Source organism: Metabacillus sp. YM-086, from assembly GCF_048059995.1.
Taxonomy (GTDB): Bacteria; Bacillota; Bacilli; order Bacillales; family Bacillaceae; genus Metabacillus; species Metabacillus litoralis_B.
Genome location: NZ_JBLUOI010000107.1, coordinates 7,805 through 13,280, shown reverse-complemented (window position 1 = coordinate 13,280; position 5,476 = coordinate 7,805). Strand labels below are relative to the sequence as shown.

At 38.1% G+C, this 5,476-nt stretch carries 6 protein-coding genes; all 6 read right to left on the bottom strand.

The features are described from left to right. Window positions 1-525 (bottom strand): biotin carboxylase N-terminal domain-containing protein (locus tag ACEWK1_RS25340; RefSeq protein ID WP_416636776.1); only part of this gene is annotated, 525 nt, incomplete at its 3' end. A gap of 25 nt (window positions 526-550) precedes the next feature. Then, complete coding sequence (locus tag ACEWK1_RS25335) at window positions 551-1,690, bottom strand: acyl-CoA dehydrogenase family protein (RefSeq protein ID WP_212134057.1); 1,140 nt, start codon at window positions 1,688-1,690, stop codon at window positions 551-553. Window positions 1,691-1,732: 42 nt separating this feature from the next. Further along, entirely contained in the window at window positions 1,733-3,277 is a 1,545-nt protein-coding gene (locus ACEWK1_RS25330) for an acyl-CoA carboxylase subunit beta (RefSeq protein WP_212134058.1), read from the bottom strand. An 18-nt stretch (window positions 3,278-3,295) separates the two neighbouring features. Then, entirely contained in the window at window positions 3,296-4,201 is a 906-nt protein-coding gene (locus tag ACEWK1_RS25325; protein WP_212134059.1) for a hydroxymethylglutaryl-CoA lyase, read from the bottom strand. 15 nt (window positions 4,202-4,216) lie between these two features. Next, complete coding sequence (locus ACEWK1_RS25320) at window positions 4,217-4,429, bottom strand: acetyl-CoA carboxylase biotin carboxyl carrier protein subunit (RefSeq protein WP_121662313.1); 213 nt, start codon at window positions 4,427-4,429, stop codon at window positions 4,217-4,219. A gap of 156 nt (window positions 4,430-4,585) precedes the next feature. Continuing rightward, entirely contained in the window at window positions 4,586-5,020 is a 435-nt protein-coding gene (locus tag ACEWK1_RS25315; RefSeq protein ID WP_121662314.1) for a YueI family protein, read from the bottom strand. Window positions 5,021-5,476 lie beyond the last annotated feature (456 nt).

The window sequence follows — 5,476 nt, the reverse complement described above, 5'->3', positions numbered from 1 at the left end:
CTCATCATTTCTAACAATTTGCATGCCAATTCCACCACCACCAGAAGAGGCCTTTAACATGATTGGATAACCAATTTCATTTGCAACCTTAACTGCCTGTTCTGAATTGGTTAAAGATGTTGAAATACCAGGAACAACTGGTACTCCGGCTTGTTTCATTATTTTCCGTGCTTCAATTTTACTTCCCATGCTAGCAATTACCTGTGGAGACGGTCCAACAAAAATAAGTCCCACTTCTTCACATTTTCTAGCAAACTCTGGATTTTCTGATAATAGTCCATAGCCGGGATGAATAGCTTCAGCACCCACCTCTTTTGCAATTTCGATAATCGTTTCGATCTTTAAATAACTGTCTGCCACACGTGGTCCACCTACCAAATATGCTTCATCAGCAAATTGTCTGTGTGGAGCGTCCTGATCTGCCTCAGAATAGACGGCAACCGTTGTGATGCCTAATGCTTTGCATGTTCTCATAATTCGAACAGCAATCTCTCCTCGATTTGCAACAAGTATTTTTTTGAACAAATGAAGTACACCTCCATTTTTATCATTAGCATCCAATTTGTTTTGCAATAACCATTCGTTGAACTTCTGATGTTCCTTCACCAATTTCCAATAATTTTGCATCACGGAAAAACCTTTCTACTTGGTATTCCTTCATGTAGCCATAGCCACCATGGATTTGAATGGCCTGATCACATACTTTCATACAAATTTCAGAAGAAAATAGCTTTGCCATGGCCGCTTCGGTTTTAAATCCTCTTCCTTTGTCTTTAAGCCATGCAGCTTTATATACCATATTACGAGCAACCTCAATATTCATTGCCATATCAGCTAGCTTAAATTGAATTGCCTGAAATTTAGATAAGTTTTTTCCAAACTGAGTACGATTTTTGGCATATTGAAGGGCTTTTTCATAAGCACCCTGTGCAATCCCAACTGCCATTGCACCAATTCCGATTCTTCCTCCATCAAGCGTAGCCAAAAATTGTTTATAGCCGTTCCCCTCTATACCAAGAAGGTTTTCTCTTGGAATGTTGACATTTTCTAAAATTAATTCAGTAGTATTTGACGCGTGTAACCCCATTTTTTCGTAATTATCGATTACAGTAAAACCTTTAGAATTTGTTGGGACAAGAAAGGCACTAATACCATTTATCCCTTTTGAACGATCTGTCACAGCTGTGATGGCCAAATTTTTTGCATAGCTTGCATTTGTAATAAAGCATTTTGAACCTGAAAGCTGCCACTCATTTCCCTTTAATATGGCTGTTGTCTGAGTGCCTGCTGCATCTGATCCCGCATTTGGTTCTGTTAAGCCAAAGGCACCTAAGTACTCACCTTTACATAATGGAGTGAGATAGTCTACCTTCTGCTGTTCTGTTCCAAACATAAATATGGGGGCGGCCCCTAACGAAATATGCGCAGAATACGTTATACCTGTTGAAGCACATACTCTACTCAACTCCTCAACAACAATGGCAAAGCTAATTGTGTCAGCATCACCACCACCATATTGCTCAGGAAACGGTAAACCCATCATCCCTAATTCCGCTAACTTGTTAAAAATGTTCTCTGGAAATTCCCCCGAACGATCTCTTTCATCTGCTTCCGGGGCCACTTGTTCGTAAGCAAACTCATGAATCATGTGACGAATCATCTCTTGCTCTTTCGATAAGTCAAAATTCATTTTCTTCAATCCCCTCTATCTTATGTTTTGAGCAATTGATGCTTATACGGGATAAACAGGGTGTTTTCGTGTTGAGAATGTAACATACTTTGAACGATAAAGACCAAATCTTGTAATTAACTCACTTCTTAGTGAGTTGGCAGGAATAACTCCATCAATAATCATTTCAGAAGCCAACCGATATATATCTATGTTTTCACGGTATTCATCTCGTTTTTCCTTTATAAATTGTGATCGTTCTTCCTCGGGAAGGTCGGCAATTTTATTTGCATAAACAGCATTTACTGCCGCTTCAGGTCCCATAACAGCAATTGATGCAGTAGGAAGCGCTAAGCAACAATCTGGCTCAAAAGCAGGACCTGCCATTGCATACAATCCAGCACCATATGCTTTACGAACGATAATCGATATTTTTGGAACTGTTGCCTCAGCCATAGCTGAAATCATTTTTGCTCCATGACGGATAATTCCGGCTCGTTCAACCTTTGTTCCAATCATAAACCCAGGAATATCAGCTAAGAAAAGTAATGGAATATGATAGGCATCACATAATGTAATAAATTTTGCCGCTTTATCTGCTGAATCATGAAATAAAACTCCACCCTTTACACGCGGCTGGTTCGCGATAATACCTACTGACTGACCATTTAAACGACAAAAACCTGTAATAAGTTCTGGAGCAAACTTTTTCTTTATTTCAAAAAATGAATCAGCATCAATGATTCGTTCAATAAGATCGTACATATTAAAAGGTGCATTTTGGTTAGTAGGTATGATTTCTTCTAATGTTTTTTCAAAGGATTTTGGAGGTATCAAATCTAATTGTGGTGGTTTTTCTGTATAATTTGCTGGAAAAAATGAGAGATAATTGCGGGCTAATTCGATTGCTTCTTCTTCAGATTTTGCTAGTATATCTCCACAGCCTGACGTTGTGCAATGCATTTTTGCTCCACCCATTTCCTCGAGGGAGACTTTTTCACCAATCACCATTTCTGCCATTCGTGGAGAGCCTAGGTACATGGAGGCATTTCCGTCCACCATAATCAAAACATCGCAAAAAGCTGGGATATAAGCTCCTCCTGCTGCAGATGGACCAAACAGTAAGCAAACTTGAGGAATTTTTCCGGACAACTTTACTTGGTTATAAAAAATTCTTCCTGCTCCCCTTCGTCCTGGGAACATTTCCACTTGGTCTGTAATTCTTGCTCCTGCTGAATCAACAAGATAAAGTAAGGGTACCTTTAATTTTTCAGCGGTTTCTTGAATTCTGATCATTTTTTCTACTGTTCTTGCTCCCCATGAACCCGCTTTTATTGTTGAGTCATTTGCCAACACACATACAGTCTGACCGTTTACTTTTCCCATTCCTGTTACAACACCATCGGCTGGTAATGTTTCCTCTAAACAATTAGCGAACAGTCCGTCTTCCGTTTCTAGACCTTGATCAAATAATAATGCCAGTCTGTCCCTAACAAACAACTTGCCCTTTTCTTTATTTTTCTCATGATATTTATCCGGTCCACCCTTTTTTAATTCTTCTAGCCTTTCTTGTAAGGATTTCTCAAGTGTCACGATTGCTCCCTCCATTTTCAGATTTTCATAGAGTTATGATGGCTTCGCCTGGTAAACTTGTAGGCTATGACTAGCTAATGAGCGTCCAATTCTTTCTTGAATAAATAAAGCAGCATTGTGGATTTTATCCTTAGATAAACCTGTTACAATTTCCATTCCTTCTAACATATATAGTAAATCATCTGTTGCGACATTTCCCGATGCACCCGGGGCATAGGGACACCCTCCAAGTCCTCCAATAGAACTGTCAAATCGAGTAATTCCTATACACAAGGAAGCGGTTACATTTGCGAGCGCAGTTCCTCTTGTATCATGAAAATGCATCGCTAGTTTATCCGAATGAAACCTTTTTAACATCTCGTTGGTAACCTCTTGTACTTGTTTGGGAGTAGCAACACCAATCGTATCACCTAAAGATACTTCATAAACTCCCATTTCAAATAACTCTTCACAAATGCTCATTGTTTTTTGTAACGAAACCCGACCCTCATATGGACATCCAAAAACCGTTGATATATAGCCTCTAACTGACTTTCCGGAAGTGAGAGACTCTTGTACAACATCACTAAGAACAGCTAAAGTCTCATTAATTGATTTGTTAATGTTTTTACGATTATGTGTTTCACTTGCAGAAAGAAAGATAGATACTTCATCTATGTTTGCATCAAGAGCCTTTTCAAGACCCTTTTGATTTGGGACAAGTGCAGCATAAGTTACACCTTCAACTCGTTTAATTCCTTTTGCAACAGAGTACGCATCAGCTAAAGCTGGAATCCACTTTGGATGAACAAATGATGTAATTTCAATATAAGATAATCCTGTATGTGAAAGTTGATTGATCCATTGTATTTTATCTTCAGTTGAAATACATTTCTTCTCATTTTGCAAGCCATCACGAGGGCCAACTTCCTTAATTGAAACTGATTGTGGCCACTTCACCAAATTTCCTCCTTTCTATTCATATTCAACCAATACATCACCCTCGTTGACAAAGTCACCTTCATTTACATTAATTCTTTTTATCACTCCATTTTCTTCAGCACCTATCGGAATTTCCATTTTCATCGATTCTAAAATCACTACGTCTTGACCTTCTGCAACTTGTTCACCTACATCGACTAGTATTTTCCATACACTTCCGGCCATATTTGCTTGTATGTGACTCACACTCAATCCCTCCCACCAACTTGATAGCAAATGAATGCCTATAACTATCCTATTCGCATAAAAATTCACTTATAATCGGATAATCAAATTTAAACTATTTAGAAAAGTCAGTTTTTGTATGTGGTGATGAAAAAAGCCAACACATCAAGTATTGGCTTAAAATAATTTCTTAAAAAACTGAACAAGGCGATTATCATCAGTATCTTGTTCAGGGGTTTGTGAATCCTCTTTTTTTGTTATGTATATATTTTCCTTATCAACAGCATAATCATAGGCTAAAACAAGTCCTAAATCAGTTTCATGCTCTTTATCTGTTGATATGAGATATTTATTCCCAACATTATTTGCAAGCTTAATATAGTCAGACAAATATGTGTAATTCATCTTTCCATTTAGAAATAATGTCGCTTCTTTATTTTGTTTCATTAACTCTTCTACTTCAGAATAGGTCCCTTTTTCTCTAACTTGAGATTGTGTTAAGGCAACAACCACTCTTTCTCTTAAGGTACCAAGAAATTTCCTTCGTTCATCTGGATTTATTTCACGAGGACCAGTGATTCCTTGTTGAATGTATTCGTCTAAACGATCCATACTTTTCCCTCCTTTTGTTCTTTTTATTTAGTGTATCCTATTTTTCGATTCGATATAAAAAAAAGATGTGGTATGGATGATTGATTGTTTAGTTTACCATAATATTTTTACGTTAAATTTATTTGCTGTGCGAAAGACATTTTATTTTCTACTTAAGGTTTTTATAAATTTGGGTGATGAGAGACATTGCACAGGTGCATTACTTTTGTTTTCATAACGGCTATGAACGACACTACACCTGTGCCTCGCGCTATTTTTGTCGTTCATACCGCCTATGAACGACACTACTCCCGTGGCTCCTGCTTCTTTGTCGTTCATACCACTTATGAACGACACTACTCCCGTGGCTCACGCTTCTTTTGTCGTTCATACCACCTATGAACGACACTACTCCCGTGGCTCACGCTTCTTTTGTCGTTCATACCACCTATGAACGACACTACTCCCGTGGCTCGT